This is a genomic window from Paenibacillus kobensis NBRC 15729 (assembly GCF_004000825.1).
Lineage (GTDB): Bacteria > Bacillota > Bacilli > Paenibacillales > Paenibacillaceae > Paenibacillus_T > Paenibacillus_T kobensis.
In genome coordinates this window covers 311,599-323,993 of record NZ_BILZ01000002.1, presented here as the reverse complement: position 1 = coordinate 323,993, position 12,395 = coordinate 311,599, and the positions used below count along the sequence as shown (strand labels likewise).

12 protein-coding genes are annotated in these 12,395 nt (G+C 52.9%); 11 read left to right on the top strand and 1 reads right to left on the bottom strand.

What is annotated here, in order from left to right; translation table 11 throughout:
• The 10 genes from PKO01S_RS28650 to PKO01S_RS03055 all read left to right on the top strand — a co-directional run.
• Window positions 1–340: hypothetical protein (locus PKO01S_RS28650; protein ID WP_164779453.1), on the top strand; the 340-nt coding region annotated here is incomplete at its 5' end.
• Between the two features lie 209 nt (window positions 341–549).
• On the top strand, window positions 550–1,044 hold the full coding sequence (locus tag PKO01S_RS03095) for a phosphatidylglycerophosphatase A family protein (RefSeq protein ID WP_127529824.1): 495 nt from the start codon (window positions 550–552) through the stop codon (window positions 1,042–1,044).
• A gap of 123 nt (window positions 1,045–1,167) precedes the next feature.
• Window positions 1,168–1,356 (top strand): glutamate decarboxylase, encoded by a 189-nt coding sequence (locus tag PKO01S_RS03090; RefSeq protein WP_127529823.1) that lies wholly within the window; start codon window positions 1,168–1,170, stop codon window positions 1,354–1,356.
• 37 nt (window positions 1,357–1,393) lie between these two features.
• Window positions 1,394–2,278 (top strand): acetyl-CoA carboxylase, carboxyltransferase subunit beta, encoded by an 885-nt coding sequence (gene accD, locus PKO01S_RS03085; RefSeq protein ID WP_127529822.1) that lies wholly within the window; start codon window positions 1,394–1,396, stop codon window positions 2,276–2,278.
• Window positions 2,268–3,332, top strand: a complete 1,065-nt coding sequence (locus PKO01S_RS03080; RefSeq protein ID WP_127529821.1) for an acetyl-CoA carboxylase carboxyltransferase subunit alpha — start codon at window positions 2,268–2,270, stop codon at window positions 3,330–3,332. The genes accD and PKO01S_RS03080 overlap by 11 nt, the downstream gene beginning before the upstream one ends.
• A 118-nt stretch (window positions 3,333–3,450) precedes the next feature.
• A complete protein-coding gene (pyk, locus tag PKO01S_RS03075; protein ID WP_127529840.1) occupies window positions 3,451–5,205 on the top strand; it encodes a pyruvate kinase in 1,755 nt (584 codons plus the stop codon).
• A 95-nt stretch (window positions 5,206–5,300) separates the two neighbouring features.
• A complete protein-coding gene (locus PKO01S_RS03070) occupies window positions 5,301–5,795 on the top strand; it encodes an acyl-CoA thioesterase (protein ID WP_127529820.1) in 495 nt (164 codons plus the stop codon).
• Window positions 5,796–5,828: 33 nt separating this feature from the next.
• Window positions 5,829–6,263, top strand: coding sequence for an FxsA family protein (locus PKO01S_RS03065; RefSeq protein WP_246070420.1), 435 nt, complete (start codon window positions 5,829–5,831; stop codon window positions 6,261–6,263).
• 472 nt (window positions 6,264–6,735) lie between these two features.
• Window positions 6,736–7,809 carry a ribosome small subunit-dependent GTPase A gene (rsgA, locus tag PKO01S_RS03060; RefSeq protein WP_127529819.1) on the top strand — a complete coding sequence of 358 codons (1,074 nt, stop codon included), beginning with the start codon at window positions 6,736–6,738 and terminating at the stop codon, window positions 7,807–7,809.
• On the top strand, window positions 7,806–8,822 hold the full coding sequence (locus PKO01S_RS03055; RefSeq protein ID WP_127529818.1) for an aminoglycoside phosphotransferase family protein: 1,017 nt from the start codon (window positions 7,806–7,808) through the stop codon (window positions 8,820–8,822). Before rsgA ends, PKO01S_RS03055 begins: the two co-directional genes overlap by 4 nt.
• A gap of 129 nt (window positions 8,823–8,951) precedes the next feature.
• On the opposite strand, the gene ytvI is transcribed toward PKO01S_RS03055, so the two are convergent.
• On the bottom strand, window positions 8,952–10,067 hold the full coding sequence (ytvI, locus tag PKO01S_RS03050) for a sporulation integral membrane protein YtvI (RefSeq protein ID WP_127529817.1): 1,116 nt from the start codon (window positions 10,065–10,067) through the stop codon (window positions 8,952–8,954).
• Between the two features lie 239 nt (window positions 10,068–10,306).
• Here ytvI and ppk1 point away from each other — a divergent pair, with 239 nt between their 5' ends.
• Window positions 10,307–12,385 (top strand): polyphosphate kinase 1, encoded by a 2,079-nt coding sequence (gene ppk1 / locus PKO01S_RS03045; RefSeq protein ID WP_127529816.1) that lies wholly within the window; start codon window positions 10,307–10,309, stop codon window positions 12,383–12,385.
• Window positions 12,386–12,395 lie beyond the last annotated feature (10 nt).

Sequence of the window (12,395 nt, the reverse complement as noted above, 5' to 3'; positions counted from 1 at the left end):
GGCTGCCGGACAGCGCCGCGAAGCGGCGCCATCGCCTGCGGGGGCGAAGCCCGCAGGCGAGCGGCCCCCTGCGGCTGCGCAGCCGCAGGGGAACCCGCCCGCTGCAAGACGTGTGCAGCGGGTGTATGTGAAGATCGCGGCCGGGATGGAGCAGCCGGCCGCTCTCGAGAAGCTGAAGCAGTTGCTCGTGGCCCATCACGGGCCGCTGCCGACGGTGCTCTTCTATGAGCGGGATCAGCGGATGCTCGCGCTCAGCGAGCAGTATAATGTGAAGCCGTCGCCGGATCTGTTCGGCGCTGTCGAGGAGCTGCTCGGCAAGGGCTCGATCGCCGTAAAATAATAAATTGCAATAGGACGGGCGTCCGCGCATGCAGCGCCGCACGTCCTATTTTTTATGCACATCTGCCCGCCCGCTTGCATACATTAGGAGACACCGGGCTTTTCTCCCATCCGGGGGACTTGTCCGCCGAAGCGGTGCGAAGCCGCAATAAAGCGACTGTCGGCGGCATCTTAGCATGTACGCTGCGTCCGGCTACGGAGGGATGACAATTGACTAGCGGGATTGAGGCATGGCTGCTGAAGCGGGGCGTGTCGGTCGGCGACGTAGCGGAAATCGTATACTCGCTGCAACGGCCGTACAATGCCGATCTGACGATGGCGCAGTGCGAGGAAAGCGTACGAGCCGTCTTGGTGAAGCGGGAAGTGCAGTATGTGCTGTACACTGGCATCGCGCTTGACGAGCTGGCGGAGAGGCGTTTGCTCCCCGAACCGCTTCAGGCGATTATGGAGACGGATGAATCGCTGTATGGCGTCGACGAGACGCTGGCGCTAGGCATTACAAATGTTTATGGCATGATTGGATTGACGAGCTTCGGCTATCTTGATAAAGTGAAGCCTGGTATTATTCGTCAGTTGAACTTAAAAGGCGAGCGTATCCACGTATTCCTTGACGATTTGGTTGCCGGACTTGCCGCTGCTGCATCGGCGCGGATCGCACACCAGGATCCGAAAGCGGCGAAGTACGATTTGCCTCAAGGGGACTAATTTGAAAGATACCCCCTGGAAACGTCGATGGACGACCGCTTTGGTTGCGGCCCGAAGAGTAGATATGCTATCATTAATTCATTATAGGGCCTGGAGACCGATGTTTTTTAGGGGGTACCTTTTATGTGGACGGTCATCTATATTGCACCAACGACCAAGATTGCAGAGAGCATTAAGACTAGGCTGACCGAAGAAGGGTTTCTTGTGCAGGTGCGGCCGATTAACCTTTCGAAACAGCAATACGAAATTCTGGTCCCGTCCGGTGAGTTGGAAGAAGTGCAAGAAGTGCTTAACTCTATACTCCATCCGTGATTTCGGCCTAATAACTGCGCCGTGAGAGGTGTCATTCGTGTTTAAGGACTTATTCCATAAGAAGAAATATGCCACGGTTCCTTCCGTGCCTGCTCCTTTGCAAGAGAGGCCTAAGAAGGATCTTCCGGAAGGCTTAATGAACAAATGCTCCAAGTGCGGCAACATCGCCTTTACTAAGGAGCTAGAGAAAAACTTTAAAGTATGTCCGTCATGCGGGCATCACTTCCGTCTGACCGCATGGGAACGGATCGGAATGACGCTTGATGACGGACGTTTGCTTGAATTCGACGCTAATCTGGAGTCGGTCGATCCGCTTGGATTCCCGGACTACAAGAGTAAGCTCGCCAAGCAGAAGGAGAAGTCTGGCCTGACGGAAGCGGTCGTAACGGGAGAAGGCGCCATTGGCGGCGTTCCTGTTGTTGTCGCTGTTATGAGCTTTGATTTCTTCACGGGCAGCATGGGTTCCGTTGTAGGGGAGAAGATTACGCGTGCGATCGAGCAGGCGGATAAGAGGAAGCTCCCGATCATTATTTTCTCGACATCGGGCGGCGCCCGTATGCAAGAAAGTATTCTTAGCTTGATGCAGATGGCGAAGACGAGCGCAGCGCTGGCGAAATTCCAGGGCAACGGCGGCTTATTTATCTCCGTCTTCACCGATCCTACGACAGGCGGCGTATCGGCGAGCTTTGCAAGTCTTGGCGACATCAATTTGGCCGAGCCTGGCGCATTGATCGGCTTCGCGGGACGTATCGTTATCGAACAGACGATCCGCCAGAAGCTGCCTGACAATTTCCAAACGGCGGAATTTAACCTTCAGCACGGCCAGTTGGACAAGGTCGTCCATCGTAAAGATATGAGATCGACGCTGACGAGGCTGCTGGAACTTCATACCGTAAAGGGGGATTGGTCCGATGGCGAATGAGCTTCCATTCGAGAAACCGCTCGTTGATATGCGCAAGAAGGTCGAAGAGCTGAGACAGTTGAGCCATGACAAAGGCATCGACTTTTCCGAAGAAATCGCGCGTCTGGAGCTCCGCTGCAAACAGTTGGAGGAAGAAATGTACAGCGAGCTGTCGGCCGCTCAGAAGATGCATCTTGCACGGCATCATCAACGTCCGACTTCGCTTGACTATATTCAAGCTATTTTTACCGATTTCATGGAGCTGCACGGCGACCGGCTGTTCGCTGACGATCTCGCGATCGTTGGCGGCATTGCCAAGCTGAGCGGCGTTCCAGTGACGGTCGTTGGCCATCAACGGGGTAAGGATACGCGCGACAATATCGCCCGTTTCTTCGGCAGTCCGCATCCGGAAGGATTCCGTAAGGCGCTTCGCTTTATGCAGCAAGCAGCCAAATTTAATCGTCCGATCGTGACATTTATTGATACGAAAGGCGCTTATCCTGGCAATACTGCTGAGGAGCGCGGACAATCGGAAGCGATCGCTCGCAATCTGCGGGAGATGGCTGCTTTTGGCGTGCCGATCGTATGCGTGGTCATCGGGGAAGGCGGAAGCGGCGGCGCGCTGGCGCTTGGCGTAGGCAACCGCGTGCTCATGCTGGAGAATGCGATCTATTCGGCAATCTCGCCTAACGGCGCAGCCTCCATTCTGTGGAAGGATGCGTCGAGAGCGGACGAGGCGGCGGAAGCGATGAAGATCACGGCCAAAGATTTGCTCGCGTTCGGCATTATCGAAGAGATCGTGCCGGAGCCGCAAGGCGGCGCACACCGTGATTTGACGGAACAGGCTGCATCCATCAAGGAGGCGCTCGTTCGTCATTTGAAAGAGCTGACGGAGTTAACTTCGGAGCAACTGATCGAGGACCGTTACAACAAATTCCGGAAGATCGGCGCATTTTACGAGGACCAAGAAGCAGCGAAAGCTGTCTCTTCCTCCGAGGAGCCGGCTATTCTTGAACCGGTTCAGCCGGCATTCGATAACGCTGCCGATCATTTGACGGAATCTGCTAAAGTATAACGCAATGAAGGCCAATAGGATGTACAAGCCGCTCGAATGGCGGCGGAACGCCTATAGAGCCGGGTAGTTAATGGATGTTATATGGGTACGTTACCAAACGGAGGAATGAATAAGAATGATGCGCAAAACGAAGATCGTCTGTACGATCGGACCATCGAGCGAATCGCTCGAAAATACGAAGAAGCTGATCGAAGCGGGTATGAACGTCGCTCGTCTCAACTTCTCGCACGGTGATTTTGAAGAGCACGGCAACCGGATCAAGAACCTGAAGCAAGCTCGCCAGGAGCTGGGCAAGACGGTTGCGATTCTGCTCGATACGAAAGGTCCTGAGATCCGTCTCGGCAAGCTGAAGGAAGAGCCGATCGAGCTCGAAGCAGGCAATGCAATTACGTTGACGACGGAAGAGATTCTCGGCGACATCAATCGAATTCCGGTAACGTACAAGAACTTGCCGAACGACATCTCGGAAGGTTCGACGGTTCTGATCGACGACGGTCTGATCGGCCTGACGGTCGAGCGTGTTGAAGGAACGGAAATTCATTGCCGCATCGTGAACAGCGGTCAGATTAAGAGCAAGAAAGGCGTTAACGTGCCAGGCGTACATATCTCGCTGCCAGGCATTACGGAGAAGGACGCTGCGGATATCGTGTTCGGCATTGAGCAGGGCATCGATTTCATTGCTGCTTCGTTCGTGCGCAAAGCAAGCGACGTACTCGAAATCCGTGAACTGCTGGAGAAGCATAACGCGAGCCATATCCAAATCATCTCGAAGATCGAGAACCAGCAAGGTGTCGACAATCTGGATGCGATTCTGGAAGTGTCCGACGGCCTGATGGTTGCGCGCGGCGACCTCGGTGTAGAGATTCCGGCAGAAGAAGTGCCTCTCGTTCAGAAGCTGATGATCCAAAAGTGCAACCGTGTAGGCAAGCCAGTTATTACGGCAACACAGATGCTGGATTCGATGCAGCGCAACCCGCGTCCTACCCGCGCTGAAGCGAGCGACGTCGCGAACGCGATCTTCGACGGTACGAGCGCAATCATGCTGTCCGGTGAGACGGCTGCCGGCAAGTACCCGGTTGAATCGGTAGAGACGATGTCCCGTATCGCGGTACGTGCGGAAGCAGCTCTCGAATACCGTGAGTTGTTCATCAAGCAAGCGAACGCACAGCAGACGTCGGTTACGGAAGCAATCAGCCAAGCGGTTGCGAACTCCGCGCTCGATCTGCAAGCAGGTGCAATCGTAACGTCGACGGAGAGCGGTTATACGGCACGCATGGTGTCTAAATACCGTCCGAAGTCGCCGATTATCGCAGTTACGCCTAACGAATCCGTAATGCGCCGTCTGGCGCTAGTATGGGGTGTCATTCCTGCTTTCGGCAAGGAAGCGGACACGACGGACGAAATGTTCGAGACGGCTGTATCCGGCGCAATCTCGACGGGTATCGTTGGACTCGGCGACACGGTCGTCATTACAGCAGGCGTACCGGTTGGCCGCGCAGGCACGACGAACCTGATCAAGATCCACCACATCGGCGAACTCGTTGCGAAGGGACAAGGCATCGGCACGCAATCGGCTAAAGGCCGTATCGTCGTAGCACGCACGGCAGCGGAAGCAGTAGCGAAGACGACGGAAGGCTCGATTCTGGTCACGGTATCCACGGACAAAGACTTTATGCCGGCTATCCAGAAAGCGGCTGCGATCGTAACGGAGCAAGGCGGCATTACGAGCCATGCGGCGATCGTCGGTCTGAACATGAGCATCCCGGTCGTTCTCGGCATCGACAACGCAACCTCGCTGCTGAAGGATGGAATGGAAGTGACGCTGTACGGCGAGACAGGCGTCATCTATACAGGACAATCCAAAGTACTGTAACTTCTATAAGCAATAAGCAGCTTCTTCGAGCGACGGTAACGGTACCGTCGCTCTTGTTCTATATTTCTATATTCGGCATAGGCGGGTGAATAAGAATGACGGCAACTACCTCTTGGCATGTGTTTCCGCTGCGGGTTCGTTATGAAGAAACGGATCAGATGAGCGTCGTTTTCTATGGCAATTATTTGACCTGGTTCGAAATCGGACGCACGGAGATGATTCGGCATGCCGGCTTCCCTTATCGGAATATCGAAGCGGCGGGGCTAATGCTGCCTGTTATCGATGTTGATTGCCGATATGTGAAGCCTGCGCGTTACGACGACGTAGTACTAATATGCACACGAATTGCGGACGTGTCTCCGGCACGGGTGGCATTCGAATCGCATGCGCGCCTTGGTACGGAAGCTCATCTGTCGGCTGGAGGCGGCCTGCTTAACGAGGGCGAGCTCGCGGGCTGCGAGTTGCTGGCGTCAGGCGGGACGCGCCATATGTGGGTGAATCGTTCGTTCAAGCCGACGAGGCTGGAGCGGGCTATGCCGGAGCTATATGCGTGGCTGCAAGCGAGAATGCCGGTACAAGTGCAGAAATAATCCGTTCATATCGGACTCGGATAGGAGAGAGACATGATGCGCAATCGACGTAATTGGATGTTGGCGCTCCTGATCATTATTCCGCTAATCGAGCTGTGGCTCATCGTGCAGGTTGGAGATTGGCTTGGCGGCGGTACGGCGTTCCTGCTCCTGTTGGCAGGAGGCGTCGGAGGCTTCTATTTAGCCCGTATGGAAGGACGCAAAGCTTGGATGGAGGTACAGAATCAGATCCGACTGGGACAGCCGCCTGGCCATGCGATGCTGGACGGTCTCTGTATCCTGCTGGGCGGCATCTTGTTGATGATTCCGGGCTTCCTGTCCGATATCGTAGGGTTGACGCTGCTGATTCCATTCACACGTCCGCTCTACCGGCGAGTTATGCTGCAATTTATCGAGCGCAAAATGCGCGGCGGCGGTGGGAGCGGCAACGGCAGCGGCAACGGCATGTTTAGAATTCACTGGAAATAGGTTTTATAGCTGATCCCTGCACATCGTGCAGGGATTTTCACTTTATGAAGCCAGTTGTTATCCCTTTTCGTTAGTCCGACAAGCGTTGACGCAGTTGGAGCCGACATAATATGTGTTGTAAGGTATTGATTTTTTTGACAATACAGGCTATTTTATAAATAGTTTATCGATATTAGCGATAAGCAAGTTCCTGACACGAAGGGAGATGTTTTTAATGGCAACTACTTATATGGTGGTTTGTTCTTAAAACTGAATAGCAGGCATACGTGAAGAAAAAGCGGGGAAACGCCCGTATTATTTGGTATGCCATCCAAAGTAACCTTTCGTGAATATTGCTGTTTGCAGATACGATGAAGGTCGTATCTTTTTGTGCGTCCTGATGCCACGCGACAGCAGCTTCTTCTTGAGGCTGCTTGTCCGTGGCATTTTTGCGTCCAAAAAAACAACTTTAAAGGAGCTAACTCAAAAAAATATGATGGATTTAAAAACCTATGGCTACACAGAAATAGAAGAAATTCAAGGCGGATTATTGCCCGGCAGGGTGACGGAGCTTCGGCGCGAGCGCTTCACGGTCATGACGGAGCGGGGCGAAGTAACGGCGGTGCTCAAAGGCGCATTCTATCACAATGTCGAAATGCGCGTAGACTTTCCGTGCGTCGGTGATTTTGTGCTGTTGCACTACAACGAGAGCGGAGATTCTCTTATTGATACCGTATTGCCCCGCCGATCCAAATTCTCACGTGCAGATTACTCGGGTCATGCCGCAGGCTATGCCAAAACCGTGCTGGAACAGGTCGTTGCAACCAACTTTGACTATGTGTTTATCCTTTCTTCTCTTAATTGGGATTTCAATGTTATCCGCATTATGCGGTACCTGACACAAGCCAGACAGAGCGGCGGCCAGCCAATCGTTATTCTGACCAAGGCTGATCTCGTTGAAGATTATAATCTCCCGCTTACGGAAGTCACACTCAGCATCCCTGATGTGCCGGTTCACGCGATCTGCAGCCACACCGGCCAGGGGCTGAACGAACTCGATCCCTACTTGATGCCTGGCAAAACAGTCGTGTTTCTCGGTATGTCCGGCGTCGGTAAATCGTCTCTGCTCAATGCTTTGATGGAACACGACGTAATGAAGGTTCAGGAGATCCGGGAGGTTGACAGCCGAGGGCGGCATACGACAACGCACCGTCAGTTGTTCATGCTCCCCTCCGGTGCGATGGTTATCGATACGCCGGGTATGCGTGAACTCGGGCTTTTTGATGCCGACGAAGGCATTCGAGCAGGCTTTACCGATGTGGAGGAATGGTTCAGGCAATGCCGGTTTACGGATTGCCGCCATCACGCCGAGCCGGGCTGTGCCGTTCTCGCCGCGCTTGCCGACGGTTCATTGCCGCATGAACGGTGGGAGCATTATGTTGCCCAGCGGCATGAGAACAAGTATGTCCAGGATAAAACGAGCTACCTTATCGACAAGAGGGCTCGAAACAAAACAGCCGCCATGTGGAGCAGGCAGACGAAGAAAAATGGAGGCTGGAAAAAATGAATATTAAACACGAAACGCTGATCTTTGTCTTAAGCCAAAAGTTCAAAACGACTATTCTCTCCGCGGAGTGCCAAACTGTGCCGTTGCAGGGCGGAACGGTGGGTAATGTGGGCCTGGTAACAGGCAACGCAGAAACTGCGGATGGCCAAAAATTGCCGTACCGTATCGTGCTGAAAATCCAGCAACAATTTGCACGCTACGGCGATCCGGAATCATGGCGTCGGGAGTATGATCTGTACGCATCTGATCTGGGGGCAACGTTCTCGGATGCCCTTCGCTGGCCGACGTGTTACCACTTCGAGATGAATACCGAAGAAGATGAATTCCAGCTATGGCTGGAATATATCGACGGCGTATCCGGATTAGACTTGACCGGCGACATGTATGAACAAGCCGCGTTGGAGTTAGGACGCTATCAAGGCAAGCTGTATGCGGAACAGCCCGCCGAGTTGCAGAGCCTGATCAACCTAAGTGATGCGGATCTCATGAAGAATACGTATCTGCATTACCGGTCTTGGCCAGTCGTCTACGATTATATCCGCTCGAAGGACTGCGCATTCCCGAAGCATGTGCGGCAGATGCTGATTGATATCGATGAGCACGCGGACGAGATCCTCGCCCGCATCGAAAAGTTGCCCGTCGTGTTATGCCACCGGGACTTCTGGGTGACCAACCTGATCTACACTGACGGAAAATTCGCGATCATCGACTGGGATATGAGCGGCTGGGGCTACCTGGGCGAGGATATCGCAAGCCTGATTGCGGATGAAGCGGATATCGATCACATGGTCGAATACTATCAGCGATGTGTCCCAGCCTATTACAAAGGCTTCTCGGAGTATGCGGATGCACCGCCAGTCGCTGAGCATTGCGTCTACGAGCTGATCCTGCTCAAGTTCGGGTACAGATTCATGGAGTATTATCTTCACACAGAGGACGATGACAAGAAGGTGAAGTATCTCCATACGCTCCAAAAAATCTATGAAATAAAGACCAGTTCTGTGCAGGGTTGACCTAAACAAGAACTCCGAACCCGCTTGAATAAGCGGGTTCGGAGTTTTTTCTTCCCCTCGAAACAAAAGCAGCTCCCAAGCCGATAAATCTGCTTGAAGAGCCGCTATTTATGTAACCTGATGTCAGGACTACTTCACGCCCCGCATGATAAAATAGTATAAGTCGCGGAAAACGTTGGCCCTGATGATAGCGAACAAAATGACGAGCGATACGGGACCGATGATAAGTCCGAGCACACCGAACAGCTTTAAGCCAACGAACATGGCGATGAGCGTCGGCAGCGGGTCAAGACCGACGCTGCTTGCGAGCACTTTCGGCTCGATCATTTGTCTGGTGACAAGAATGACGCCGTATAGAATCGATAAGCCGATGCCTAGCTGCATGTCGCCGTAGATGAATGAGTAAGCGATCCATGGGACCATGACGGCGCCTACGCCTAAGTAAGGCAATAGGTCGACTAAGCCGATGAGCAAGCCAATTGTAATCGCGTAATCGACCCCGATGAGGAAGAGGCCGATAATGACGACGACCGCCGTTATTGAGATCATAATGAACTGGGAGCGTACATAACCGAACAGCGCTTTTTGCAAATCGGTCCATACGGTGGAGATCGACTTCCGAAGCCCTTGCGGAATCCATCCGCTGATCAGCTTCGAATGTTTGTGCCAATCTTTGCCGATGAAGAAGGAAGCAAGAAGGACCACGACCATAATGGTCAGCATATTAGGCAGAGAAATCAGAAGGGCAGTCAACCCGTTGAAGAAGTACGTCACAATATCCGAGCTCGCTTGGGCGAGCAGATTGGCCGTATCAGCGATTTTGGCGTCGATTGGCTCCTGGTATTTCGGGTTTTCATTGTAGAAGGTGCTGATTTTGTTAATGAGGTCCTGCATTTCCGGCGTCTTAATAAACTTATCGAATTCGTTGCGCCACCACTCAATCGTTCCGTTAATGGATTGCGATAAGTGGATGATTTCGGATACGATCTTTGTAATGAGGGCCGATACTACGGTTAGCGCCGCGGTAACGAAGACGAATAAGGTGACCGTAACGGCAAGCCATCGTGGAAATTTTCCTTTATTCTGAAGGTAATTGACGATCGGATTAACCGCATAGGCGATAATCCATCCGATCAGGAACGGGTACACGAGCGGCGTAACGTAGACGACTGCCAGCGCGAGCACGATCAGCATGACGAAGACAAAAGCGCCGCGCCATACGCGCATCCAAATATGACGATTCAATAATTCGCACCTCCACGTAGTCGAATAGTTAATCTTATGTAGTAAGTTGGATTGAGGCCGTTACCGGAAATTTTATCATGAATCAAAACGATTTACCAAGACGACGAGCGGAGGCTTGTCTTAACGTGAATCGGTTTGAGAAAATATGACAAATTGTTTTAACATTCCCTTTACAAATTGTTAATGCTAGACGAATATTCGACTGGCATAATGAAGGTAAGATTGGAGGCACGCGACCGATGAACAAGCAGATGTCTATGTCCTACTACGTCAATCGTGATTTGAGCTGGATCGAGTTTAACCGGCGCGTCCTGCGCGAAGCACAAGATCCGACAACCCCGTTGCTGGAGCGCGCGAAATTTCTGGCGATTGTATCCAGCAATTTAGATGAATTTATGAGCGTGCGCGTTGCGGGTACCCAGAGCCAGATAAAGGCCGGCTATACCAAAATGGATTTTACCGGCTATTCGCCGTCTGGTCTGTGGAAACGATTAATTAAACGAACGTCCCAAATGGTGACGGAGCAGTACCGCTCGTACCGCGACCTGCTTCGCTGCATGGCGAAGGAAGGCATAGTCTTCCGCTCGATCGAGGAATTGAACCAGGCGCAGTACGCGGCGATGGAGCAGTATTTTCACGATATTGTCTTCCCGGTACTCACGCCAATGGCAGTCGATCAGAGCCGTCCGTTCCCGCTCGTACATACGAAAGAGCTGTATTTGTCCGTACTGCTTCGCAAGGACGATGAACCGGAGGATGAGGAGCCTTACTTCGCAATCGTGCAGGTTCCTTCGATTCTGCCTCGCCACGTGCAATTGCCTACGCGCGGCGGATCGAAGCGTTCTGAGTTTGTTCTGCTCGAGGATTTGATCGAGAACCATATCGATACGCTCTTCAAGGGTTATACGCCGTTCGCCGTCCATCCGTTCCGGATTACGCGCAATGCGGATCTGGCGCTTAACGAGGAAGGCGCAGAAGATTTGTTGGAAGAGATCGAGAAAGAGATTAGGCGCAGGCGCTGGGGGATGACCGTCCGGCTTGAAGCGGACAAAGGCATTCATGAATATGCGTTGTCTGTGCTCAAGGATGAGCTCGAAATCGGCGATAACGTCATCGAAATTGACGGACCGCTTGATCTGAGCTTCTTAATGCGGTTCGCCGGATCGCTGCCGGGCTACGACAATTTGCGGTATGAACGGCTGGAGCCAGCTTACCCGCGGGAATTTAACGAATCGGACGATATGTTCGAAGTCATTCGCGAACGCGACGTACTTGTCTATCATCCGTACGAGTCGTTCGAGGCTGTCACGGACTTCCTCGTTCAAGCGGCGTACGACCCTGAGGTGCTCGCGATCAAAATGACGTTGTACCGCGTCAGCGGACAATCGGAGCTTGTTCAGGCACTCGTCAAGGCGGCGGAATCCGGCAAGCAAGTGACGGTCGTCGTCGAGCTGAAGGCGCGCTTCGATGAGGAGCGCAACATCGCATGGGCTAGACAGCTGGAGAAGTCGGGGTGTCATGTCGTCTACGGACTTATCGGTCTGAAGACACACGCGAAGATCATGCTGGTCGTGCGGCGGGAGATGGATGCTTTAAGACGGTATGTCCACGTCGGCACAGGCAATTACAACGATAATACGGCGAAGCTGTACACCGATATCGGCTTGTTCACGTCCCATCCCGTCATCGGAGAAGACGCTTCGGCTCTGTTCAATGAAATGACAGGGTATTCGGCCCCGTATGAATGGCGTGCATTCGGCGTTGCTCCGACGTCGCTCAAGGATAAGCTATTCGCGTTGATTGACCGGGAGAAAGAACATGCGATCGCAGGAAGGCCGGCGCGTATTATCGCGAAGATGAATTCGCTCTCCAATCAGGAAGTGATCGATAAACTGTACGAGGCCTCACAAGCGGGCGTGAAGATCGATCTTATCGTTCGGGGCGTATGCTGTCTGAGACCTGGCGTGCTGGGCAGAAGCGAGAACATTCGCGTCATTAGCGTCGTCGACCGGTTCCTGGAGCATTCCAGGCTGATGCTGTTCGAGAACGGGGGGCAAGAGGAAGTGTACCTGTCGAGCGCGGATTGGATGACCCGCAATTTGAACCGGAGGATCGAACTGATGTGCCCGGTCTTCGATGAACGGCTTCGCAGCTCCATCAAAAATATTTTGTACATGAATTTGGACGATAACGTGAAAGCTTATGAGCTGCTCTCGACCGGCATCTATGAGCGCGTAACGAACGAACTGGCCCCTATGAGGAGCCAGTTCGAGGCGAAGTATATTTCGAAATGGAAATCACATTCGCATAATCACTAAACGCAAGCGG

What these genes read in the sequence shown, in the direction of transcription:
- PKO01S_RS03065 (WP_246070420.1), top strand. Translation starts at nt 5,829, where the DNA reads ATGATGCGCAATCGACGTAATTGGATGTTGGCGCTCCTGATCATTATT.
- ppk1 (WP_127529816.1), top strand. Translation starts at nt 10,307, where the DNA reads ATGAACAAGCAGATGTCTATGTCCTACTACGTCAATCGTGATTTGAGC.
- rsgA (WP_127529819.1), top strand. Translation starts at nt 6,736, where the DNA reads ATGATGGATTTAAAAACCTATGGCTACACAGAAATAGAAGAAATTCAA.
- PKO01S_RS03080 (WP_127529821.1), top strand. Translation starts at nt 2,268, where the DNA reads ATGGCGAATGAGCTTCCATTCGAGAAACCGCTCGTTGATATGCGCAAG.
- PKO01S_RS03090 (WP_127529823.1), top strand. Translation starts at nt 1,168, where the DNA reads ATGTGGACGGTCATCTATATTGCACCAACGACCAAGATTGCAGAGAGC.
- pyk (WP_127529840.1), top strand. Translation starts at nt 3,451, where the DNA reads ATGCGCAAAACGAAGATCGTCTGTACGATCGGACCATCGAGCGAATCG.
- PKO01S_RS03070 (WP_127529820.1), top strand. Translation starts at nt 5,301, where the DNA reads ATGACGGCAACTACCTCTTGGCATGTGTTTCCGCTGCGGGTTCGTTAT.
- PKO01S_RS03055 (WP_127529818.1), top strand. Translation starts at nt 7,806, where the DNA reads ATGAATATTAAACACGAAACGCTGATCTTTGTCTTAAGCCAAAAGTTC.